This is a genomic window from Paenibacillus sp. S-12, assembly GCF_030363895.1.
Lineage (GTDB): Bacteria > Bacillota > Bacilli > Paenibacillales > Paenibacillaceae > Paenibacillus_B > Paenibacillus_B alvei.
The window spans coordinates 191,419-213,659 of the sequence record NZ_JASIUF010000008.1 but is presented as its reverse complement, the minus strand read 5'-3'; the positions used below and the strand labels follow the sequence as shown (position 1 = coordinate 213,659).

Here is a 22,241-nt window from a genome sequence, read left to right as displayed (position 1 = left end):
TCTTGGCATTCTTCAGTGTATTGAACGAAACCGTGTTTAATGTATCTTTGCCTGATATTTCACATCATTTCGGCGTAAGCCCTTCGGTAGCAAATTGGGTTAACACTTGCTTCATGATTTCCTTTGCGCTCGGATCGGTCATTTACGGGACACTATCCAGCACACACGGAATTAAGAAGCTTTTGCTGTTCGGCGTGCTCACCTACGGTATCGGCTCCATACTCGGATTCCTTGGCCATTCCTATTTGCCCGCCGTATTTGCAGCCAGATTCATACAAGGAGCCGGCGCATCAGCGGTGCCAGGTCTGATTATGGTCATGGTGACTCGGTATATTAGAGCAGACCACCGCGGCAAGGCGTTCGGCCTCATCGGTTCCATGGTAGCGCTCGGTGAAGGAATTGGACCGGCAGCAGGCGGAGTACTCGCCGGATACATCCATTGGGCTTATCTATTTCTCATTCCGATGATGACGGTGATCAGTCTTCCTTTCTTCTTGACTGCCTTGCCAAAAGAGCCCTCAAAAGAAGGGAACACCGATATTCCGGGCATTTTACTGCTATCGACCGGTATTATTCTGTTTACCTTATTTACGACTACGTACCATTGGCTTTACCTCGCAGCCAGTGTCCTTGTCATATTAGGGTTTGCCCAGCATATCCGCCGTACGAGCAAACCGTTTATTGCACCATCCTTGTTCACCAACCATCATTTTGTGCTCGGTACGCTTGCGGGCTCCATCTTGCTGGGTACGATCGCAGGATTTATCTCCATGGTGCCCTACATGATGCGGAATGTGCATCATTTATCAACAGCATGGATTGGCAGCGCGATCTTGTTTCCAGGGACGATGAGCGTCATCGTGTTCGGTATTCTGGGCGGATCGCTCGTTGACAAGCGTGGAACCTCGTTTGTATTTGCCACTGGTCTCGGGCTTATCACCTGCAGCTTTACGATGCTGATATTGTGGGGACAGGAGTCGCCATGGTATATGACAGGAGCGCTCGTACTCGTATTCGGCGGACTATCCTTTATTAAGACCGTCATATCGACGACAGTCGCGGAATCACTAAGTGAGGAACAAGCTGGCGAAGGAATGAGCATGCTTAGCTTTGCGTGCTTCTTGGCTGAAGGTATCGGGATAGCTGTAGTAGGCGGTCTGCTTACACATGGCGAGCTGCTCGCCACGTTGCTGCCTGCTTTCACAAGAGGCTCAGTATCCTCCTTATACAGCAGTTTGATGATCTTCTTCATTGCTGTACTCCTTGTCGGCAGTATCGTATATGGCTTGTCACGGAAACGAAAATCCAGTATTTCACGCAGTTAACCATTTATGAAGATCAGGATATTCCTGATCTTCATTTTTATTTTCCACGCTTCTTTCCATAAGGTGAGGGTTATCCATCTTCATATCGTAGAGTACGCTGATCCTAACTAGAATTTATGATGCACCATCTTCTGTCTGTTTCTATCTATTTTATGATTTTTTTGTAAACATTTCATTGTCAACTTGACATGGATATTGTATGATATGAGCAATTGCATAGTCATACAAATTCGGGGGCTTGAGGAATCGGGCTGAGATTGTAGCTGACCATACCGCTACTGACCGTTAATCTGATCTGGGTAATGCCAGCGTAGAGAAGATGTATTTGTCGCGTGATCATGCACAAGCTGTGGTCTATGACTCTTTCTACCGTCTGGCTGCCAGACGGTTTTTTTGTATGATCGATATCCAAAAGGAGAGGGTTATGTTGCCAGAACAACAGAGAAGCAGCAACAAATTAAAATTCACGGATATTCTTATTACCGTGATGATCGGTGTTGTATTCGGTGTCATCTTTAAAATGTGGGAGAGCGTCTACAGCCTTGCCAAGCCGTTGTTCCCGCAAGCAGGACAATTAACGTATGGCATGTGGTTTATGGCTGGACCATTCGCATACTTGGTCATCCGCAAGCCGGGTGTGTGCTTCCTCGCAAGTCTAGCAGCTGCAAACCTATCTGCCATTCTCGGATCTGCTTGGGGATTAGAGACCATTGTATACGGGTGTGTGCAAGGTCTCGCAGCAGAACTGGCATTTGCCTTGACTGGATATCGCAAGCACAGCATCTTTCTTGCAGGACTCGCAGGCATTTTATCTGCTATTGGTTCCTTCGTTATTGATCTTGCGTACGGTTATGCAGATTATGAAACTTGGGTTCTCGTACTCAAGTACGGACTTCGTGTGATCAGTGCCTTTATTTTCGCCGGCATCTTTGCTGGTCTTCTCGTCCGTGCTTTGGAAGCAACAGGCGTAACCAAATCCATTCGCCCTCTATCCAAAGAAGATTACGCGGCACTTGACAGATAATGTAAAATACGAAACAATGAATACGGAATTTGTGGCTGAACCACAGATTCAGAATAAGGTGGTTACCTATGCAACAAAAGTCTTATACGAATTCGTCTGCATATGTTGACCGTTTGCGCCTAACTTTCCCAGGAGAGGAATCCTTGCTGTTCAAGGACCTCTCCTTCAACATTTCTACTGGTGAGAAGGTTCTGCTCCTCGGGCCAAGCGGCTGCGGAAAGTCTACACTGCTGCAAGTGTTAAGCGGAATTATCCCCCATTCCATCGAAGTTCCGCTCAAATACGATGCGATTAAGCTTCCATCTCGCTGGGGGTTCGTCTTTCAAGATCCAGATAGTCAATTTTGTATGCCATATGTCGATGAAGAGCTTGCTTTCGTGCTGGAAAATCTCTCGATCCCGAAAGAGCATATGCAAGCATACATGATAGACATTCTTGAGCGTGTGGGCTTGCAATTCGCTGATCTTCACATCGAAATCAGCACGCTGTCACAGGGAATGAAGCAGCGGCTTGCACTTGCTTCGGTGTTGCTGCTCGAGCCGGAAGTATTGTTCCTTGACGAGCCATCCGCACTTCTCGATCCAGAAGGCACGAAGCAAATCTGGGACACGGTGAAAAGAGCCGCCATTTCCTCCACCATCTTGATCGTGGAACATAAGATTGAGCATGTCATCGATATGATTGATCGGGTTGTATTGTTCGACAACTCTGGGAATATTCTAGCAGACGATGAGCCCAATATTATCTTTCAGCGCCATAAGGATAAGCTTATCGAGTATGGCATCTGGTATCCAGACGTATGGCTGGATTATTTGCAGTCGGAAGCCTACCGAACCATCGTTCAAAGTAGAAATGAAGTTAGAGCACACCAAGACGGAATGAACCCAGCCTGTAAACTCCAGTTCGAAAATAATCGGGCAGAACCTATTCTATCCTTGCAGGATTTCGCGGGATACTACGAAGACATTCGCAAAATATATGTATCTGCGTGTGATGTCTATTCCGGAGAATGGATTGCAATCGTTGGAGCAAATGGTGCAGGAAAAAGCACTCTGCTGCTGTCCCTTATGCAGATTATCCGCACAAGCGGAACCTATTATGTCTCAGGCAAAAAGATTGCATCTTTGCGTAAAAAAAGATGGTTTAAAGTATTATCCAGCAAGGTACAGCGCCCTCCAGCCGAGCTGGCATTCGTCTTTCAAAATCCAGAAATGCAGTTCCTTACTGATACCATCTATAGCGAGTTGGCTTATGAATTAAGGCAGGACAGTGTGGGCGAGGACGACATTGCACGAAGAATTGAACAGATGTTAACGGCATTCGATCTGAACGTAAGTCACGAACGGCATCCCTATCATCTATCTTTGGGCCAGAAACGCAGATTAAGCGTTGCAACAGCTATGATGCGAGAACGCCCTGTTCTGCTGCTGGATGAGCCCACCTTCGGACAAGATGCCAAAAATACATTTGCTATGCTAGAAAAATTGGAACAACTGCGGTCAAACGGAACTACCATCATTATGATCACACATGATATGCACATTGCCAATAGTTTCGCTGATCGGGTATGGCAAATTGATGACGGCAAATTGTTGAAAATGACCGTGCCTGTTCCTATCCTCAGGGAGGTGCAGTTGACATGAATTTGCTTGCGCCTAAGTCTGAGACATGGCTGCACCGGGTGAATCCCGCAATCAAGCTTGTCGTTTTTATCATTCTGCTCCTTGTAGCACTGCTTAACCGACAGCTTGATTTTGCGCTCTATCAGCTTGTCCTATACACGCTGCTCCTGTTCCTATGCAGTGGTCATTCCAAGAAAAAGCTGCTCTTATTGACGCTCCCCTTTCTGTTCTTATTCGTCTCGACAGCGTCCACTATGATTCTATTTGGTAAAGGAGAGCATGTATGGTGGTCTTGGGGATTGATCCGCATCTCGGAAGAAAGCTTCTATCGTGGGCTTGTCATCGGGGTGAAGACACTCTGCTTCGGTATGCTTGGGTTGACATTTGCCTTTACGACGAAGCCGATACTTCTGTTCTATGCACTCATGCAGCAGTTCCGGCTTCCGCCGCAATACGCGTATAGCTTCATCGCTTCCTTGCGGCTGCTCCCTGCGATTTGGGAAGATTACCGAACGCGATCACATGCACTCCAAATCCGTGGGGTTCGATATAAAAGCGGCTGGAGAGGAATCTTTGAACGCCTTCATACGTATGCCCTACCATTGCTCGCACAAAGCATTCGGCGCGCTCAACGCGTCGCTGTTGCAATGGAAGCGAAACGATTCCAAATGAACAAATCACGTACGTATTTTTACATTACACGGTACCATAGTATCGATCTTGCCTTCGTATTGTTGGTGTTCACTTTAGTCACGGCTATTTTTTTGTTATCGCTTCGTTTTCCTCTATTTCACTTGGTCTATTGAACATGTTATCTCTGGATAGTAAATGAAAAGAGGCTCAGTCCTGTTTGGACAGAAGAGCCTCTTCGTTCGTTCCTTATTCCTCGTACTTCCATGACACGGAATGCTTATACGCAGGGAGTTTCATCTTCCAATTGATATCCCGATAGATAAAATCGGTTGCCGTCCGTGTTAAGGTCAATTTCTTCGGCACATGATCCAACCCTAGAATGGTAAAGTCGCCATCGTAATCGATACCACCTCTAACATACGAGCCCCTGACGTCAATTGGATATTCATGTCCCTTCTCATCCTGGGCAATCCACCTTTGCCCAGTACTATCCGTAGACATGGTTCCAATCGCTTTTAACTTTAAAGATTTTTTGATCCCTTCAGCTTTGCTTACATAGGTTTCCTCGAACCCGTTCGGGTTCAACATTTTAAATTCATCACCAGCAGCCTTGAATACGGCTGGACCATCTTCCAAGCTTGCCAACGAGAAACTGATAGAATGATTCGTAAACTTCGGGAAGTGATAATCATCGATCCCTAATTCTCCTAAATTACCGAGATCCTTAAAAGCGCCAAACGTATCTATGCATGTCACTACTTTCGAATCCCCTTCTTCTCCTAACGTACAGCTTGACCGCAAGGGGAACATTGCCGGGCGCTCATCATAATCATGATATTTGTGGTCTCGAATATTGAGAGCTATATACTTGCCCTCTGTATCCTTAATGTAGTATCCGATTTCATGATAAGTATATAGCGCTAGATCCTCATTACGTGGTGCGGCACCTGCAGGAAGCTTCGACTGAAACTCGATTTGAAATGCGCTAGCGTGAAAAATCATGCGCGTCGGCTTAATTCTTGTTCCATCAGGTGCCATATATTCGCCATTCAATGGAATCTCCCTTACCTTCTTCCTAGCTTCCGTCATATCCACATCAATTGAGAAGCGCCAATCTCCATTTACTAGTGTATATGCAACCTTGTCGCCTTCCCAACCAATTACGTCTATATTTCCGCGTATTGTAATCTGGTCGGTGTCTAATGTCCCAATAAGGCCGAGATCAATCATCCCGTACTCTTTCCCCTTCTCGCCGCCTTCCATATTGTGCAGCCCAAATGACGCATTCGGATCGATAATCGACTTGCCATCCGCGTCAACAACATCAATGGAACGACGTTGCAGGTAATCGTTTTGCGACTTGCCGTCTGGCCGCAGCAAGCGGTAAGCGATGACAATGCGCGACGTATCCGCCACGACTTCCTTCACTTCCAGCGTGTAACCTTTATCCTTCTTTTCAATATTTACGAAATGATGAATACCGATGATATCGGAATTTAGTAACCCTACGTCCTCCGTGCTCTCGATCTGGAATAGTGACTTAATCCAGTTGGCCACTGTCGGTTGCGTGAAGCTGAGGATAGAAGCAAAAATCAAAATAATTGCGGCAGCGACCCATTTTTTTCGTGAAATCCTCTTTCGGGAAGCCATTTGTTCCATTATGGACACATTTCCCTTAGCATCCTCATTCCTTGCTTCTTGTTTCCCTTCAACTTCCTCATCTGCAATAACCGCCATGATGCGATCTGTAAAGGAATCATCCAGCTTGTACGGATACAACATTTGGTGCATTACACCCTGCTCCTCTATGCATGTCTCCAGTAAATGCTGGCATGGTGTACAGCTCTCAATATGATCCATGGCGCTATTAAGCCGTCCATTTACCATCAGTTCCTCCATCTGCTCATACGTGAGACATCTCCCCGACATCACTGACTTCCCTGACATCATGGCTCCCTCCTTGTTCAATCAACTTCTTCAATGACTTTTTGGCTCGATACAACGCATTTTTCACTTGGTGCATAGTCAAGCTCGTAATCTCGCAGATTTCCTCATACGTACACTCGTTGGTATAGCGGAGCAGGATGACAATACGTTGCGCCGGCGGCAATTGCTGAATGAATTGCTGCACATGCTGCCGAGATTCCGCTCGCAAATACAACATCTCCGGTGTAGTTTCGTCTGCCACGGATTCTTGATCCCATTCGATTAATGTGATCTGCTTGCGTTTACATCGATCCTGATAAGTACGAACAGTGATGGTATATAACCATGCGGCGAAGCTCCTGCATGGATCATGATCGGCCAGCTTACGATATGCCTTGATAAACGCCTCTTGCGCAACGTCCTGAGCATCCTCATGGCTCGCCCCAATACCTCGCAATAGCCCGTACGTTTGCTCCCTATATCGATTGACAAGGACAGCGTATAATTCCTGCCTGCCGCCAAGAACCTGTGCGATAATATCTCTATCTAACTCGGTGCAGCTCATGGCTCTCCTCCCTCATTGTTGTGTGTTCATAGATATAGACGAACCTAGTGCTTGCAACTTCTCATATTTGGGACAATAATTTTTTACGCGCAAAAAAGGAGAACCGAAGTTCCCCTTCCTATTTTCTATTCTACCTGATATTGTTTGTCTATTTTTTCACTGCATGCATTTCATTAAAGAATTGAGTAGACGACCGACTTGGTTGGATCGTTGCTAAGCACACACCTGCCAACACGAATAGGAGCCCAGCGAACAGCGACCAGGTCAAGCTGGCGCCATACAGCCACACAGAAAGAAGTGAAGTCACGATAGGTGTAAGGTTCAAATAGATACTTGCCTTGCTCGCCCCAATCTGGTGCACACCTAGATTAAAGATGATATATCCGATAAGTGTTCCGCATACCACCATATAGGCCATCTCCATCCATCCTTGAATGGACATTTCAGGCACCATCTCCCATCCTCCCTCAGGGATAGAACTGAATCCGAGAAAGATTGATCCGAGCAGCGTCATAACGGCAGTTGCAAACACGGGCGATACATCTTTGACTACCTTTTTTCCAACAAGACTGTATACAACCCCGCACAACAATGCACCGATAAATAATAAATCTCCCTCATTGAACGATAAGCTGGCCAATCGCTCAAGCGATCCCTTCGTAATAACCAGCACCACACCGATAAATGAAAGAGCCAAACTGATTCCCAGTTTTCCGTTCCAAGCCTCCTTGAAAAATAAAATAGCCCCCAGAGAAACGAACACCGGCATCGTGGCGATGATGAGAGAGCCATTAATGGCTGATGTGTAGTGCAGCGCCACAAAAAACAAAGCATTATACCCGAATATCCCTGTTAGCGATATAATAACGAGTCCTTTCCAATTTGTCTTCAGCCCTTGCAGATTCCATTCTGATCGGACAGTAACTAGAAGCAATAAAAGGAGACCAGCCAATCCAAACCGAATCGTAGCGGCAACGAGCGGCGGAATTTCCGTGATCACATGTTCAGCCGTTGAAAATGACCCACCCCAAAATAAAGGCACGAGCAGCATAAGAAAATAAATGCTTTTGTTGACGCTGTGATTGTTCAAAATGAATCATCTCTCCCTGTATATAGATTATATGTTTAAACTTATAAACATAATGTGCAAAAAAATAACCACGCAGCAGCACACAATACGCCTATGGCCATTAGACTACTACGCGCCCATCTCCTCCAACATCAGATCGATGTGGTGGACGACACAGTTCGGACAGAAGAAGGAATTATCCGATTTTATGTAACAGATCCATTGGGAAATCGACTGAAGTTCTTAGAAAAGAACTAGTAGCTACGGATCATTCTCCTCTCCGAACCTAGCCATGCCCCCTTATTCACATACCCGCTTCAATGGACATCATCAAGTCTTTAATCGTCGTCATAAATTCTCTAGCGCTTAAGGAATACAGTTTCTCATTCGCTTGCTTATTGAATGTAATGAGACCGGCTTGTCTTAATATTTTCAGATGATGAGAGACGGCCGGTCTTGATATGTCCATCTGTTCGGTTATTTGATTCACATTTAAGGCGCTATGTTCAAGCAGAAGCATTATGATTTGCTGTCGATTCGTATCTCCAAGTGCTTGAAATATAGGTGTTGCCTGTTGAAACTTCTCCAGCACTTGGTCTTTATTGCTGCAATCGTATTGTGTGTGCTCAACTGTGATAATTCTCACCTCGTATGTTCAAATGTTTAAACATACTCTATTATGAGATCCACTTACTTGAATGTCAAGCGTAGTCAATTGATCTTGACGAACGATGTCTCGTTCATTCAGCCTCCAGCTCATGATCAATCTCAGCCACTTCGTCACCGTGTTCCAATTGCGAGCCGTCACATCCTTACCCAATTTTCAGAAATTGCTGGCTAGCTTGGAATCTAGGACACTTTGCGTCGATATAGACTATAAATTTCTCAGCCAACAATGTGAAACCCATCCTCACCGCCAATGCCATGAGACAGCATGGCAGCAACGTTTGGTTCAGGTTCAGACGCACGGCCTGTTTAGGGTGTTATGAAACCAAATAAATGCCCAACGGAAGATTCGATTCTCCAGCCGTCATCAGTTTACAGGTGAATGAACTCTCCCCAGGGGGAACAACAATCGCAGCAATCAAGCACACATTTGTGTTGTTAAGCATAATGGGTATACCTTTTACTTCTCCATCAACGAGAATAGCACCTGTATAGGCACCCCCACGCGGATTCAAGTAAATGCGGATGGCCGCTTCTCTTTCGGTATGATTATGCAGCGGAATATCAATCGAGTAAATAGCACCGAATTGGCCAAAATTATCGACTGCCCCCTCACCAATATCACTCGTGCTAACCGTGAACAGCAAGTCGGCAGCCGCCGCTCCGTTCATTTTCGTTCGCGCACACACCCGATAGACGCTTTCCGTTCCAACGATATATGCTGGCATGGCTGCATGTACCTCGGAATAAGACCAGCATCCGCGCGGATGGGTGCCATACGAAGGAAGGGGGTCTGAATGGACTAGTCGCAAGTCCGCAGCCATATCCCGGCTTACAACCGTACGGACAACATACTCCATGACATCAGCAGATGAATCTCGTGTTACTGTGAACTCATAAATGAACCCGGCAAAATAACCATGTTCCAATCTCACAGATTCGATTAGTGCCGTCCTCTGACAAGCTGCCTCTTTATCGACAGGAATACAATGCTCCATAGTATCGCTAAGACAAGCCTTTACAAGACATTGCCCTGCATGAATCATTTGATCGTTGATTGGTTGAACAAGAATCTCTCTCCGTACCTGCTGAATAGTAATATTACTTGATGTGGATATATTTTGAATGGTTACTCCTAGTTGCAATGGTTGTCCTGTTTCGTTGCGATGCCAGCCGAATATCCGATGTAGAACGAATTGCTCGTCCGAACGCATGATATGATGCCACAATGTCCCTTCTCTTCCCGGGAGTGACGATGAATTTAATATTTCAGGATTATCGCTAACCAGCAGACATCGTTGAGCCGATGATTCTGCACGCTCTACATCCATAAATACCGAGATCGGTACATTCATGAAGTCGACTGGCAGGTCGTTTTGATAGTAATTCACAAAATCACTCATCCCCTCAACGTTTATATTCAAGTCTGCTGCTGCATTTACATGCTATGTACAAAAACGAAAAATAGCAAAAAAACCGACCAATGTCATTGCCGGCTGTTCGGATATTTCCCTATATCAGGGGTAAAAAACGAAAAATAGAAAGGTGTGTATTTATGGAGGTTATAGGACGTACATTTTTAGCATTTATCGCCATGCTTTTATTCAATCGAATTCTTGGCAAGAAGCAAATGAGCCAAATTACCTTATTCAATTACATCACCGGTATTACCTTTGGTTCCATCGCTGCAGCCATGGCAATTGACCCGCATATATCTCTTCTCGACGGTGTCATCAGTTTGACAATGTGGAGCTTATTAACAATAGGAATTGGCACGCTCACCTTAAAAGTTCCACGTCTTCGCGTTATGTTAGACGGCGAGCCCACGATTATAATCAAAAAAGGCAAAATCCTAGAGAAGACAATGGCGTCTATGCACCTGAACATGGATGATGTAAGCATGCTGCTACGCGAGAAGGACGTATTTTCAATTCGAGATGTCGAATATGCTATTCTCGAGCCGCATGGCGGATTGTGTGTGCTAAAAAAAGTAGACAAACAAGCGCCCACTAAAGAAGATTTGAAAATAGGCACGGAACCCATCTTATATATGCCGACCGAAGTTATCACTGATGGTTCCATTGTATATCAGAATCTTAGAGAGCTGAACCTAACGAAAGAATGGCTGAATCAAGCGCTGCACAATGCAGGATGCTCGCCTGATCATATTCAAGAAATTTTTTATGCCGAACTTCAAAGCGACGGTACACTGCATATTGACAAAAGAAGAGACGCCGTAAAGTGAAAAGGGAATCAATAAAGCTGCACTGGTATCTGAACATAATGGTTCACGATGGGATCTATCTCATAATACTCATGCAACAGCGCATTCAACTGTTCGTATTGAACAGTATTTCGAAAGCCAACCGCATGCTCCTTCAACGAATGCCACTGGACGATAAGCAAATATCGATCGGCGGCCTCAACGCATTTATGCAGTTCATGGGAAATATATCCCCTAGACGATGTCAGAAGCGGCGATGCGTGACGGAAGGCGCTTTCGAAATCATTGCTCGTACCTGGTTTAATATGAAGCACCGCCACCTCTCTAATCATTTGACAATACGCCCCCTTTAAACATTACCTGCTACGGCATTAGAACCATGTCATGAAATAGGTATGGTTAACGGGTACCTCGTTCCGCTTGGCCCATTTCATCAGTTCTTCAATGCCACTCTGCGCCTCTTGCGCAAAGGCAAAGCAGCAGTTCATCGGAATTATATGCTTTGATTTGAGTTGTATGCCGATTGCTGGACAATTTATTCCTTTTAGCTTAATCGCTTGAATCTCACTGCAATGGATCATGCGACCATTAACCGTGATCGTATCAGAAGCCGAGCTAATTTCCACTGTACGACGCGAACGCACCGCATATACCTCTACTGCTAACGATACAAGCACGATAGCTAGAACGGCCATCTGCATCATAAACAACAACGGGAAGGTTCGACCCGTCATCGCTGTAACCTGCAGCATTCCAAAGCTGAACAATAGAGAAGCTCCCAAAACTGCCTTCGTGCGCGTTGGATATTTCACCCGATAATTCATATCATCCGCCCCAATCTGATTCTCAAATAGGTTGTAAGATATCGCATTGGTGTCATTCCTTATTATACCATTGAAGTTAACGTATTTGACACAGTTTTTTCACAACAAAGACACATTTTTAGTTGCAAAATCTTATCAATAAATGATACCCATTCTTTTCGACCTATCTGTGCCTGATTTTACGTTATGCGGCATGTTCATTTCGGGAGAAAAAAATTAAGGGGGGAAAGTAAAAAAAACTCCATTGGGAATAGCGCGGAACTCGCCGTCTACAATGGAAATTTCACAAAAAAAAGAGAGGGAAGCCCTCTCTCCAAATAGCTTATATCCGATTGCAGTAACAAAGTCGTCGCGTCATACACCTATTTTTACATATTATAGATTGTACCGGCACGGTCATTGATGACCCTCATTTTCGTATTATCATTGATAATAATCTCCGCTCCTGGTTGACCGTCCATATTAACAATTTGCGTTACCTTCCAAGCATACGAATTCATCTTATAGTCGCGCGTCGATCGCGACCGATCGTCCACGATTCGAACCTTATCTACAAAATTCAAGATTACCTCTGCGCCCGGCTGACCATTCGTATCGACAGCATCGATTATCGCCCAAGTTCCGCTGTTGGCGGCATACTCTCGGGTCGTACCGTTCGTATCACTCACAATAATCAGTTTAGAGCTGCCATTCACGATAAGCTCGTCTCCGGGCTGACCGTCCGTATCCGCTATTTTTGCGAGTGCCCAGGACACATTCGGCATCTTATAATCTCGGTACGTTCCTTCGCTGTCCCTGATGACGCGAATCCCCTCTCCAATGTTCAATATTAGCTCCGCACCCGGCTTGTTATTCGTTTCGGCTGTGCCAACGATGGCCCAGCTTCGATTGTCTCCGACGGGATACTTGACCGCCCGATTGCTCCGGTCATGAATAATGTACGCGTCTCCTCCAGCCTTTATGGAGATTTCTTTACCTGGCACGCCATCCATGTCTTCTACGGGCCCGACAGCCCATACTGTATTGCCGAATGAATAGGAACGAGTCCCTCCCCAGCTGTCGACAATGTCCAGTTTGCCTCCGTTCCGATAGACCATCTGCATTGTGCCGTCCCCTCGCAAGTCATACGTACCTAAGTATGTACCGGATGCTGCTTGGGCTTGAGGAGCTTGAATCGTTAACACTCCTGCCAGCATTGTGGCAGCTGCAAGAATAGAGAGAATCTTTTTCATATGCGCATCACCTTTCCTTGCTTGGATTGGATGCCGTCACCTGATCCCGATCTATCTCCAGTATATTCCTCGCGCAAAACTTGAATCTATAGATTCAAAACGAAAAACGAATCTCTTCTTCCTTTATTCACCATTTTGTAAAATGTGGTACTTTCATTCCAAAGCCTATTTTTACATAAAAAGCTCCGTTTCCAACTGGAAACGGAGCTTTTTATGTTATTCAACCGCTTCCGATACCGGCAGATCGTTCGGTTCACTGCGCATGAAGAACCAAATGCAGCCGATCGTTGCCCCTGCAAGCGCAGGCACGACCCAGCCCAGCCCTTCGGAATACCAAGGCAGGTAACGGTACAATTTCTCAACGTGCTCAACTTCAAGCCCCGCCTGTTTCAGTCCGTCCACAATGCTGATCAATGAAGTCGCAAGCAAGCTACCAATATATACAGCCGATCGCCCCTTAAAAACATGGTGCATCAGGGTCAAGACGATAAGGACAATTGTAAGCGGGTAAATGGCCGACACGATTGGAACTGAAAATGAAATAATCTGATCAAGACCAAGATTCGTTACACCCACGCTTATGATGCATAATATTCCGATCCACTGCTTGTAAGAAATGCGCGGCACAATAGAGTGGAAATATTCCCCGCAAGCAGCGAGCAAGCCAACCGATGTCGTCAGACATGCCAGAATAAAGACAATGCCGAGCAATATCGTACCCCATTTACCAAATAAATGCAGCACAATGGCCGTCATAATCTGACCGCCATTCGCGGCTCCTTCAATGATGGAATGACTTGTTGAGCCTAGATAGCCGATCATCATATAAATGATGGCCAAGAACACGCCTGCTATTAGTCCGGCCTTTATCGTGATGGCTGACAGCTTCTGCGAGCTAGATATCCCGCGCTTGCGCAGCGCAGATACGACGACACTTCCTAGCAGCAGAGCGGACAACGCATCCATCGTCGAGTAACCGTCAATGCCGCCTTTGAAGGCAGCTTGATTTACGTATGCTTCTCCCGGTAGAGCATATTCCCCTAACGGATGGAACATGCTCTGTATAAAGACGAGTATGATCATGATCAGCAGGATCGGGGTCAGCACCTTGCCGATTCGTTCAAACAGCTTCGATGGATTCAGGCACAGCCAATAGCTGATAACAAAATAAATAAAAGAGTACACAAATAAAGACCAGCCACTCGTACGCAGCACTTCAGGCAACAGCGGAACTGTTCCCATTTCAAATGCCACACTTCCTGCACGCGGAATAACAAGAAATGGCCCGAGTGCTAAATAAGTAATAAAGGTGAACACAAATCCGAATCCAGGATGGACACGATTCGTCAATGACTGTAAATCACCGGATTTTGCAATCGCAGTAACGCCTAAGATCGGTAGACCTACAGAGGTAATTAAAAATCCGATCATAGCTTCCCATACATTTGAACCTGCGGCATATCCTACAGCCGGCGGAAAAATGAGATTGCCTGCGCCAAAAAATAAGGCAAATAGCATTAAGCCAAAATAAAACGTTTCTTTTTTTGATAGTTCAGTCATGCTGCAACTCTCCTGCTGTCATCTATCAACCGATTATAACAATACATTATAAAAAGCCAGCTTCTTTCCTGTCAAATCCAATTCCTGTGCATCATCTTGCAGAATTACGCTCCAGAAATGGTTAAACCCTTTACCTTTAAGGATGGCACATTACAGCTGCCTGTGAACCACAAATCATTAGCAACTTCTTCAATTTGCTTTAGGAGATCGAACAAGTTACCGGACACGGTAATTTGGTTAACTGAACGTACAATCGTACCTGCTTCAATAAGGAATCCGATACAGGATAAGGAGAATTCACCTGATATCGCATTCGTCCCTGCGTGCAGACCTTGCAGTTGTACAATCAGCAGACCCTTCTCCGTCCCTGCGATTAGATCATCCAGTGATGCGGAACCCGGTACCACGTACATATTGTGAGGAGCAATCCCTATTTTACTGCGGTATCCCCTTTTTGAGGCATGGCCTGTTGACGCTGCGCCAAACTTACGAGCAGTCTTTAAATTATGCATATAGGTCAGCAGCTTGCCATCCTTAATGATCTCTGTACGCATCGCAGCATGGCCCTCCGCATCAAAGGAACACGCCCCCGGAACGCTATTCATCAACGGATCGTCCACAATCGTAATATTGCTGCCTGCGATCTGCTCACCAATTTTGTCCTTCAAACCAGAGAAGCCTTTATCAACTGCATCTGCCGAGAAAATAGACGTATACGCCCCAAGCAGCGTACTGGCAGCATCATGTCGGAAGATGACTGGATAATTATCCGAGACAACGGTGTCTGCACCAAGCTTAGACACAGCTTCGTGCGCAGCTCTGCGAGCTACAGCGGCAAAGTCGATATCCTCAAATCGTTCCATTGAAAAGTCGTACCAGTCTCCAGTTGTCGTCATGCCGAGCTGTGTTGCCACTACAGATACACTACCTGCCGCAGTGCTATAGGAAGCGCGGCAATTCAGCCCCTCCGTATTGGCAATCAGTACATCACTCTCGGTCACTATTACTGAAGAGCTGCGCACTAAAGAGATACGTTCATCGAACTCCAGTGCAATTCGCTCCATGTCCATTGCAGCATCAATGAATTGTTGCGGCGGTGTGCTTTTCAACGCAGCATCATACGTCTTCACCGCCGAATAGGAGGCTGAACCCGCAAATAGCTGATCCAACTCACTGCTCTCGGTAGCTTCCGCATTACTTTTAGCTTCTTGCACAAGGAAATCGATGACATCCTCTTCTATCCGCTCCGAATACGCATTGCCCATTTTTCCATTGTATTCGGCGCGGAAGGAGACTCCGCCACTTTCCTTAATCGTGTAGGCATCAATATCTCCTTTGGATACCCGTACCGATGTTGAACGCATCTGCTCATAATAAATTTCCATTTTTACGCAGCCGAGTTCCCTGCCCGCTTCAAACAAACGCTGCTGAAATGCTGCTATCTCCATCGCCACTTCCTATTCCCCCTTTCTTCCGCCAACCGTCATGCTGGAAACGCGAACCATAGGCTGTCCGCAGTTGACCGGAATACTGCCGCTCAATGATCCACACATGCCTTGGCCGTGATCAAGGTTATTGCCGACCATATCGATTTTCTGTAGGATATCAATCCCCTTGCCGATCAAGGTCGCTCCTTTGACTGGCTCTTCAATTTTTCCGTTGCGCACCATATAGCCCTCATTAACTGCAAAGTTGAATTCACCTGTTGCCGTATTCACAGAGCCTCCGCCCATCGTCTTGGCATATAATCCATACTCCGTATTTGCGATAATCTCTTCTGGCGAAGAGCTGCCCGCCGCAATATACGTATTATTCATGCGAGAGGTAGGCGCAAATTGGTACGACTGCCGCCGTCCTGAACCTGTAGACGGCATCCCCATCTTGCGGCCGCCGAGCTTATCGATTAGGTAGCCTTTTAGCACGCCGTTCTCGATCAGCACGTTGCGCTGCGTTGGCGCTCCCTCATCGTCTATGTTCAATGAACCCCACGCATTCGGAATTGTACCATCATCGATAGCGGTAACGAGCGGGGACGCTACCTGCTCTCCTAGTTTGTCAGCGAACACAGAAGCCTTCTTCGCGACAGCCGTCGCCTCAAGTCCGTGACCGCATGCTTCATGGAACAGAACGCCCCCGAAGGCATTATCAATGATAACAGGCAGCTTGCCGCTCGGCGCATAAGCAGCTCCTACCATCGTCGTCGCAATGCGAGATGCTTCTCTGGCGCATCCACGGATATCCATCGACTCGATGAATTCCAATCCTGCATGAGCACCCGGACCCACATATCCCGTCTGCTTAATGCCGCCTGACTCTGCAATGGCGCTGATCATCATTCGCCCGTATGTGCGCTGATCCTCAACGAACAAGCCTTCCGAATTGGCGATGCACACATTTTGCACCCAGTTATATAGAGAAACTGAAGTTTGCGCGATCACTGGATTATACTCCTTGGCAGCTACATGCGCTTGTCTCATCCATTCGATTTTGCGGTTCTTCGTCACTTCATTTGGCGGAACGAGAATCGGATGCTGATTGACGAATGTCGATTTGCGCAGATCAATTGAAATATCCTTCGCTTGGCCTCGTATCGCTTGAGCCGCAGAAGATGCAACCTTCATTAAATTATCGGAACTGCAATCGTTCGTGTAGGCATATACCGCAAAAACGCCGTTGAGCACCCTTATGCCGACTCCATAATCTCGGCCGCCAAGCGCTTGTTCAACAACGCCGCCGATCATTTCAAGACTCGATGCTGTTCGATCCTCTATAAATACTTCAGCAAAGTCCCCTCCGGTAGCAAGCGCAGCGGTAAGTATGTTTTCAATCAACGTCGGATGAAGCATGACTATAAACCTCCTTGTAAACTAAATTTCTTATTTGCATATGTATGTATTGTAATGTAAGGAATTCCTTGAAAAAAGCTTGCTTTCGGTAGGAAACCTCATCCATATGTACTCTATTATACATGAATATCATATCGCTCGACTCTATCGAATAAAAAACAATAGCAAGTGCCTTTTGCTTCATTAAAAAATTCTTACAATTCAAACTGCGCATTTATGGTAATCCTGTGAAGTATAGTGTTTAAAAGCCACAGTCTCATATGTACTGCAAAAGTTCAGACTCCATCGTTCTATATCCGAATTATGAGGAGGGTAACATGCAACGATCTTCTGTACATTCATCTGCAAGTCCCCACATGAATCGTCGCGTACGCAAGCTATTTTTAATACTATCTTTAGCTGTTGCACTAGCGACCGTAAGTTCGGTTCATGCTGCTGATGCCCAATCAGCACAGGTCAATCCAAACGTTTCACAGAGTGCTTCATCAAAAATTTCTACGATCCCAACGACATTGACGAACGGCCCCTCCGATCCAAAGGAGATTGAGTCCTTTGCTGATCAGTTGTTTGCCTCACCATCCTTACAGAAGCTCCCGGGCGCGGTGTTTGTCGTTGTAAAGAACGAACAAATTCTGCTTAGTAAAGGATACGGCTATGCAGACGTCAAAACGAAAAAACCAATGGACCCCGACACTACAGTTTTGCGTTTTGCCTCCGTTACGAAGCCGTTTGCGTCTGCAGCGCTGCTTCAATTAGCAGAGCAAGGCAAGCTTGATGTAAAAAAGGATATAAGTGCCTATCTGGGCGATCTCACAATCCCCCGCAAAGTTGACGGCGCGCTAACTGCCGAGCATTTAATGACCCACACAAGCGGATTCGATTATCCAGAAGCCTCTGACGATCTATCCATTACCTCGAATGCCGATTATGTTCGTAAACATATGCCTACAGTTGTACGCAAACCTGGCACTTCCTACAGCTATGATAATTTCGGCTTCAAACTTCAGGGCTATCTCGTAGAACGCATCACAGGAGTGCCATTCTATGAATATGGCATGAAGCATATTCTTCAGCCTCTCGGCATGACACACAGCAGCTTCATTATGACGCCTGAAGCGAAAAAGAATCTCGCAACAAGCTACACAGGCACAGGCGAAATGATACCTTACTATGAAGTATCACCAGCAGACGGCCCCGATGGGAGTCTTGTATCAACTGGTTCAGATATGGCAAAATTCATGATTGCGCTACTAAATGGAGGTACATATAAGGGACAGCGAATATTACACTCCGACACGGTACATGAGATGATGAAAATTCGTGTTTCTGCCCACCCCAAGGTGCCAAATACAACATATGGTTTCGAATCGTTGTATCATGAATCCTTCAATGGTCAGCACATAATTGGCAAAGGCGGCAATCTTCCGGGATTCGGCTCGTTTATTTGGCTTATGCCCGAAAGAAATGTTGGATTCATGGTTATCTATAATCGAAACGAAGATTCCAAGGAAGACTTTCGCAATATCGTATTTCGTTCCTTTATGAATCACTACTATCCAGACCAACGGCCTGTTCCCGCAGAAACGACGCTTGACAAAGATACGGTAAAAAAACTGGTTGGTGAATATCGTGATTTGCGTATCGGGTTCCACTCAATTCGAATTACTGTACAATCGGATGGAAAAATAAAACTAATTGACTCTATCAATGGCAATTCTCAATCTTTATCGCAAATCGATCCGCTATTATTTCGTACAGAGAAAGGGAAATATGTTGCCTTCAAGCAAAATGACATCGGCGAGATCTCCTACATGGATTACAATAACGTAGCCTGGTATGAGAAGCTGTCCTTGCCTGACATTCGCTATACCGATGTTGGTACCGATCATCCGTATCGCAGCTATATTCAAGATATCGTTATGCGAAGCGGAGACACCGAACATAAAGGGCTCTTCCGCCCTGCTTCACCAATCACACGTGCTGAATTCGTATCTATGTTCATGAAGTGCTTGCGTATGCAGCCTTCTCAACACCCAAGTTCTTTTTCAGACATGAAGGGACACTGGGCCGAGAAGGATGTCCAGGCAGCTCATAAAGCGGGCTTAGTTTCCGGCTCATCTGGACAGTATTTCAATCCCGACCAGCCGATTCAGCGGCAAGAAGCAGCCATGATTGCATGGCGATTCGCCAAGTATCTCGGATCCCCCCCTCAACAAGTTAAATTGGCAGGCGATACTGACGCATGGGCCATTGACGGAGTTAAGTATGCAGTTGCTATGCGCAAGTACGGCCCTGAAATCACTACGGATGCCGACAGCTCGATAGACTATGAGTCAAAACGCAGCATGCTGCGGCAAGAAGCCGCGGCATTAATCAGCACTATATTTAAGCAGGCTATTTCTTTCTAGATCATAAGAGCTCCCATCGATCCTTTCATTATGATCGTGGGAGTTCTTTATTTACAAACATGATTGCGACATTTTACCTTCTTATCACTCAAGTGCCCCATGCAGAATGCATTATAAACATCGAGGCAATACTATAGGCAAACTTTTGCAAACGTGGTGAACACATGTCAGCCCACTCCATATTATTAGTCGAAGATGAACAAAGTGTATCCCAGTTCATCCAACTTGAACTTGAGCATGAAGGATATGAGGTACTTCTGGCTGAAGATGGCGAACAGGCACTTGAATTCTTTTATCAAAATGAATGGAGCCTGATCCTGCTCGACTGGATGATACCCAAGCTGAATGGTCTGGAAGTCTGCCGCAGAATTCGCCGTACTAGCGATGTCCCTATCATTTTGTTATCTGCTCGTGATTATGTAGGGGATGTCATTGCCGGACTCGATACCGGCGCAGATGATTATATCACGAAGCCGTTTGAAATTGAGGAGCTGCTTGCTCGCATACGCACTGCTCTGCGCCGACCCAATCAGGCCGCAAGTACAGAACAGAAGGAAGTATACCGGCTTTCAGACCTGACTTTAGATGTAAAGAAAAGAATCGTTTCTCGTGCAGGTGATCGAATTGAGTTAACGCAACGGGAATTCGAGCTTCTGCAATACTTATTGGAGCATGCTGGTGAAGTCATTAGTCGTGAACAACTATTATCTTCCGTATGGGGATATGACTTTGTTGGGGAGACCAATGTCGTTGACGTCTACATTCGTTATTTGCGCAACAAGCTGGATCGCGGCTATCAACATAAATTAATTCAGACTGTGCGCGGTGTCGGATACGTACTGCGTGAACCATAAGGATCAATGAAATGTCCATGTTCAAATCGTTAATCCAGAAAATGAAGCACTCCTCCAACACGCTAATGTTCAGATTTACGATCTGGTATGTGTTAAGTCTATTAGCTGTAATCCTGCTTATTGGGATATGCATTATGGGTGCAGTAACTCACTTTTTACTTCAGGACTCTAAGCAGGAATTGTTCGCAGTTGAACGCAAGCTGAGGGAGAGCATTCAGGAGGGATTTGTAGATTGGCAATCCTTGCTGGATGAGCTGCTGTACCCCGATCATGCAAATTATGATGTGCAAATTGTGTCCTTTGATGGGCGTGTACTAGCTCAAACCCGCAACTGGGATGAAGATTTTCTTACCGAACAAAAGATTCGATACTATTGGTTGGAAGCTGTTCAGTGGAATAAAGACTTCGGATTATTTATTCAAGATGATGTCATATGGAATCAATCGAATGGACAGGTCGGGAAAATTTATATTCATGTACAGCTCCATTCAATTGAGCGTATTTTGCTTATTATTATCAAAGTCCTGTTCATTACTGCATTAGCTAGCTCATCGGTAGGATCGTTGCTGATCTATCACATTACACGCCGGAATCTCTCTCCCTTATTCAGCATAATGAATTCGATCGTCCAAATGAAGAACGCACCGAATTTAAGGCAAAGGGTATATGTCCCTGAGACACCTATGGAGCTGACTAAGTTAGCGGAGCGTCTCAATCAGCTGTTGGATGAGCATGAGGAACTGATTGAACGGGAAATGAACTTTGTAACGAACGCTTCCCACGAGCTCCGTACTCCGCTGACCGCATTTCGTGGGCATGTGAAACTGCTAAAACGTTGGGGCAACCAAAACGCAGAAGTGCTGCAAAAATCACTTCATTCATTGGATCAAGAAAGCCAGCGTATGCAGCGCCTTATCGTTCAATTGCTGGCATTAGCTCGTTCGGGCAATAACGCCCCACCAAAGGAAAAAGTAAATCTCACCGACGTTGTACGAGATGCAATCAAACAATTATGGAAACCTGATTCTCAAATCACCTTAAAACTTCATCTGAACAAGGATACTTATGTATCTGGTGATAAGGAACAATTGCGCCAAGTTGCCGTTATCCTTATCGAAAATGCCGTGAGGTATACAAATGATCCTGGCTGGATTGAAGTTTCCGTCTTTCAAGAAAAGGGACTTGCATGTCTTCGTGTGTCAGATTCTGGAATCGGCATTCCCGAAGAAGAACTGGACAAAATATTTGATCGGTTTTATCGTGTTGACAAGGCACGCTCAAGGGTAACAGGAGGGACAGGCATTGGCTTGTCAATTGCTAAAGAACTTGTCGAGCAGCATCAAGGCCGGATTCGAGTGGAGAGCACCGTTGGCCAGGGAAGTACATTTCTTGTAAGCATCCCGTACTTGCATGAGTCCTCAGAACATACAACAAGCCTATAGCCGCATATTCCCATGCACGCT

20 protein-coding genes are annotated in these 22,241 nt (G+C 45.8%); 9 read left to right on the top strand and 11 right to left on the bottom strand.

Annotated elements, in window-relative coordinates:
• Nucleotides 1–2 precede the first annotated feature (2 nt).
• The 4 genes from NO352_RS08525 (at nt 3) to NO352_RS08510 (ending at nt 4,777) form a co-directional block, all read left to right on the top strand.
• Nucleotides 3–1,325 carry an MFS transporter gene (locus NO352_RS08525; RefSeq protein ID WP_483311826.1) on the top strand — a complete coding sequence of 441 codons (1,323 nt, stop codon included), beginning with the start codon at nt 3–5 and terminating at the stop codon, nt 1,323–1,325.
• Between the two features lie 424 nt (nt 1,326–1,749).
• Nucleotides 1,750–2,349 carry an ECF transporter S component gene (locus tag NO352_RS08520; protein WP_289355349.1) on the top strand — a complete coding sequence of 200 codons (600 nt, stop codon included), beginning with the start codon at nt 1,750–1,752 and terminating at the stop codon, nt 2,347–2,349.
• A 68-nt stretch (nt 2,350–2,417) separates the two neighbouring features.
• The gene (locus NO352_RS08515; RefSeq protein ID WP_289355348.1) at nt 2,418–3,992 is read left to right on the top strand and encodes an ABC transporter ATP-binding protein; all 1,575 of its coding nucleotides are present in this window, start codon (nt 2,418–2,420) and stop codon (nt 3,990–3,992) included.
• Entirely contained in the window at nt 3,989–4,777 is a 789-nt protein-coding gene (locus NO352_RS08510; protein WP_289355347.1) for an energy-coupling factor transporter transmembrane component T family protein, read from the top strand. Before NO352_RS08515 ends, NO352_RS08510 begins: the two co-directional genes overlap by 4 nt.
• Nucleotides 4,778–4,850: 73 nt before the next feature.
• Here the strand turns inward: NO352_RS08510 and NO352_RS08505 are convergent, their stop codons facing one another.
• The 4 genes from NO352_RS08505 to NO352_RS08490 all read right to left on the bottom strand — a co-directional run bounded on the left by NO352_RS08505 (nt 4,851) and on the right by NO352_RS08490 (nt 8,810).
• Nucleotides 4,851–6,554 carry a DUF4179 domain-containing protein gene (locus tag NO352_RS08505; protein ID WP_289355346.1) on the bottom strand — a complete coding sequence of 568 codons (1,704 nt, stop codon included), beginning with the start codon at nt 6,552–6,554 and terminating at the stop codon, nt 4,851–4,853.
• Nucleotides 6,508–7,095: an RNA polymerase sigma factor gene (locus tag NO352_RS08500; protein ID WP_005549435.1), complete on the bottom strand. Its 588-nt coding sequence runs from the start codon at nt 7,093–7,095 to the stop codon at nt 6,508–6,510. Before NO352_RS08500 ends, NO352_RS08505 begins: the two co-directional genes overlap by 47 nt.
• A 148-nt stretch (nt 7,096–7,243) precedes the next feature.
• Nucleotides 7,244–8,185: a DMT family transporter gene (locus tag NO352_RS08495; RefSeq protein WP_483311824.1), complete on the bottom strand. Its 942-nt coding sequence runs from the start codon at nt 8,183–8,185 to the stop codon at nt 7,244–7,246.
• Between the two features lie 283 nt (nt 8,186–8,468).
• Nucleotides 8,469–8,810 (bottom strand): ArsR/SmtB family transcription factor, encoded by a 342-nt coding sequence (locus NO352_RS08490; RefSeq protein WP_005549438.1) that lies wholly within the window; start codon nt 8,808–8,810, stop codon nt 8,469–8,471.
• 48 nt (nt 8,811–8,858) lie between these two features.
• On the opposite strand from NO352_RS08490, the gene NO352_RS08485 reads away from it, so the two are divergent.
• Complete coding sequence (locus tag NO352_RS08485; RefSeq protein WP_268600285.1) at nt 8,859–9,005, top strand: hypothetical protein; 147 nt, start codon at nt 8,859–8,861, stop codon at nt 9,003–9,005.
• A 142-nt stretch (nt 9,006–9,147) separates the two neighbouring features.
• Here the strand turns inward: NO352_RS08485 and NO352_RS08480 are convergent, their stop codons facing one another.
• A complete protein-coding gene (locus tag NO352_RS08480) occupies nt 9,148–10,221 on the bottom strand; it encodes a hypothetical protein (protein ID WP_268619789.1) in 1,074 nt (357 codons plus the stop codon).
• A 164-nt stretch (nt 10,222–10,385) separates the two neighbouring features.
• Between NO352_RS08480 and NO352_RS08475 the strand changes: the two genes are divergently transcribed.
• A complete protein-coding gene (locus NO352_RS08475) occupies nt 10,386–11,075 on the top strand; it encodes a DUF421 domain-containing protein (RefSeq protein WP_289355345.1) in 690 nt (229 codons plus the stop codon).
• A gap of 8 nt (nt 11,076–11,083) precedes the next feature.
• Here the strand turns inward: NO352_RS08475 and NO352_RS08470 are convergent, their stop codons facing one another.
• From NO352_RS08470 to NO352_RS08445, 6 genes are all read right to left on the bottom strand, one after another.
• Nucleotides 11,084–11,386, bottom strand: a complete 303-nt coding sequence (locus tag NO352_RS08470; RefSeq protein ID WP_289355344.1) for an antibiotic biosynthesis monooxygenase family protein — start codon at nt 11,384–11,386, stop codon at nt 11,084–11,086.
• Between the two features lie 39 nt (nt 11,387–11,425).
• Nucleotides 11,426–11,878, bottom strand: a complete 453-nt coding sequence (locus NO352_RS08465) for a 6-phosphogluconate dehydrogenase (RefSeq protein ID WP_289355343.1) — start codon at nt 11,876–11,878, stop codon at nt 11,426–11,428.
• 368 nt (nt 11,879–12,246) lie between these two features.
• Nucleotides 12,247–13,110 (bottom strand): PA5033 family protein, encoded by an 864-nt coding sequence (locus NO352_RS08460; protein WP_289355342.1) that lies wholly within the window; start codon nt 13,108–13,110, stop codon nt 12,247–12,249.
• A gap of 216 nt (nt 13,111–13,326) precedes the next feature.
• Complete coding sequence (gene brnQ, locus NO352_RS08455; protein ID WP_289355341.1) at nt 13,327–14,670, bottom strand: branched-chain amino acid transport system II carrier protein; 1,344 nt, start codon at nt 14,668–14,670, stop codon at nt 13,327–13,329.
• Nucleotides 14,671–14,774: 104 nt separating this feature from the next.
• Nucleotides 14,775–16,118 (bottom strand): TldD/PmbA family protein, encoded by a 1,344-nt coding sequence (locus NO352_RS08450; RefSeq protein ID WP_289355422.1) that lies wholly within the window; start codon nt 16,116–16,118, stop codon nt 14,775–14,777.
• Between the two features lie 9 nt (nt 16,119–16,127).
• Nucleotides 16,128–17,516: a TldD/PmbA family protein gene (locus tag NO352_RS08445; RefSeq protein WP_289355340.1), complete on the bottom strand. Its 1,389-nt coding sequence runs from the start codon at nt 17,514–17,516 to the stop codon at nt 16,128–16,130.
• A gap of 317 nt (nt 17,517–17,833) precedes the next feature.
• On the opposite strand from NO352_RS08445, the gene NO352_RS08440 reads away from it, so the two are divergent.
• The 3 genes from NO352_RS08440 to NO352_RS08430 all read left to right on the top strand — a co-directional run bounded on the left by NO352_RS08440 (nt 17,834) and on the right by NO352_RS08430 (nt 22,220).
• Nucleotides 17,834–19,924, top strand: a complete 2,091-nt coding sequence (locus NO352_RS08440; RefSeq protein WP_289355339.1) for a serine hydrolase domain-containing protein — start codon at nt 17,834–17,836, stop codon at nt 19,922–19,924.
• A 164-nt stretch (nt 19,925–20,088) separates the two neighbouring features.
• Nucleotides 20,089–20,778: a response regulator transcription factor gene (locus NO352_RS08435; RefSeq protein ID WP_005549453.1), complete on the top strand. Its 690-nt coding sequence runs from the start codon at nt 20,089–20,091 to the stop codon at nt 20,776–20,778.
• Nucleotides 20,779–20,789: 11 nt separating this feature from the next.
• On the top strand, nt 20,790–22,220 hold the full coding sequence (locus tag NO352_RS08430; RefSeq protein WP_289355338.1) for a sensor histidine kinase: 1,431 nt from the start codon (nt 20,790–20,792) through the stop codon (nt 22,218–22,220).
• Nucleotides 22,221–22,241: the final 21 nt, after the last annotated feature.

Excerpts from the sequence above, each read along its gene's own strand:
- NO352_RS08520 (WP_289355349.1), top strand. The coding sequence starts at position 1,750 with ATGTTGCCAGAACAACAGAGAAGCAGCAACAAATTAAAATTCACGGAT.
- NO352_RS08515 (WP_289355348.1), top strand. The coding sequence starts at position 2,418 with ATGCAACAAAAGTCTTATACGAATTCGTCTGCATATGTTGACCGTTTG.
- NO352_RS08510 (WP_289355347.1), top strand. The coding sequence starts at position 3,989 with ATGAATTTGCTTGCGCCTAAGTCTGAGACATGGCTGCACCGGGTGAAT.
- NO352_RS08505 (WP_289355346.1), bottom strand. The coding sequence starts at position 6,554 with ATGATGTCAGGGAAGTCAGTGATGTCGGGGAGATGTCTCACGTATGAG.
- NO352_RS08500 (WP_005549435.1), bottom strand. The coding sequence starts at position 7,095 with ATGAGCTGCACCGAGTTAGATAGAGATATTATCGCACAGGTTCTTGGC.
- NO352_RS08475 (WP_289355345.1), top strand. The coding sequence starts at position 10,386 with ATGGAGGTTATAGGACGTACATTTTTAGCATTTATCGCCATGCTTTTA.
- NO352_RS08470 (WP_289355344.1), bottom strand. The coding sequence starts at position 11,386 with ATGATTAGAGAGGTGGCGGTGCTTCATATTAAACCAGGTACGAGCAAT.
- NO352_RS08465 (WP_289355343.1), bottom strand. The coding sequence starts at position 11,878 with ATGAATTATCGGGTGAAATATCCAACGCGCACGAAGGCAGTTTTGGGA.
- NO352_RS08460 (WP_289355342.1), bottom strand. The coding sequence starts at position 13,110 with ATGAAAAAGATTCTCTCTATTCTTGCAGCTGCCACAATGCTGGCAGGA.
- brnQ (WP_289355341.1), bottom strand. The coding sequence starts at position 14,670 with ATGACTGAACTATCAAAAAAAGAAACGTTTTATTTTGGCTTAATGCTA.
- NO352_RS08450 (WP_289355422.1), bottom strand. The coding sequence starts at position 16,118 with ATGGAGATAGCAGCATTTCAGCAGCGTTTGTTTGAAGCGGGCAGGGAA.
- NO352_RS08445 (WP_289355340.1), bottom strand. The coding sequence starts at position 17,516 with ATGCTTCATCCGACGTTGATTGAAAACATACTTACCGCTGCGCTTGCT.
- NO352_RS08440 (WP_289355339.1), top strand. The coding sequence starts at position 17,834 with ATGCAACGATCTTCTGTACATTCATCTGCAAGTCCCCACATGAATCGT.
- NO352_RS08435 (WP_005549453.1), top strand. The coding sequence starts at position 20,089 with ATGTCAGCCCACTCCATATTATTAGTCGAAGATGAACAAAGTGTATCC.
- NO352_RS08430 (WP_289355338.1), top strand. The coding sequence starts at position 20,790 with ATGTCCATGTTCAAATCGTTAATCCAGAAAATGAAGCACTCCTCCAAC.